1 protein-coding gene is annotated in these 239 nt (G+C 43.5%); it reads left to right on the top strand.

The genetic code is table 11. The features are described 5' to 3' along the window. The coding region (locus tag ACFINZ_RS11080; protein WP_375701543.1) for a hypothetical protein at nucleotides 1-239 on the top strand (239 nt) is incomplete at both ends.

The raw sequence follows: 239 nt of genomic DNA, 5'->3' as shown, positions 1-239 counted from the left end.
TGTGAGGAATGGCGCAGAGATTTATGTTTATGCGGGAGGTCTCAGTGAGAATAGCAAAATTGAACAGGGTGGGACTGAAAATGTTCAGGCTTTAAAAGGAAAACAAGGCTTTTCAAAAAATGCTGTCGTTAAAGAAGGGGGGCAGCAAAGTGTTGGGAATGGAGGAAAAGTAGAAGGAACCAAAATTTATGGTGGAGAACAGCTTGTTTTCGGGGAAGGGGATGTTGGCGGACAGATTA

The organism is Bartonella sp. AA81SXKL (genome assembly GCF_042196945.1).
Classification (GTDB): Bacteria; Pseudomonadota; Alphaproteobacteria; order Rhizobiales; family Rhizobiaceae; genus Bartonella.
The sequence above is the reverse complement of the archived record's forward strand: the minus strand, read 5'-3'. Positions and strand labels throughout refer to the sequence as shown.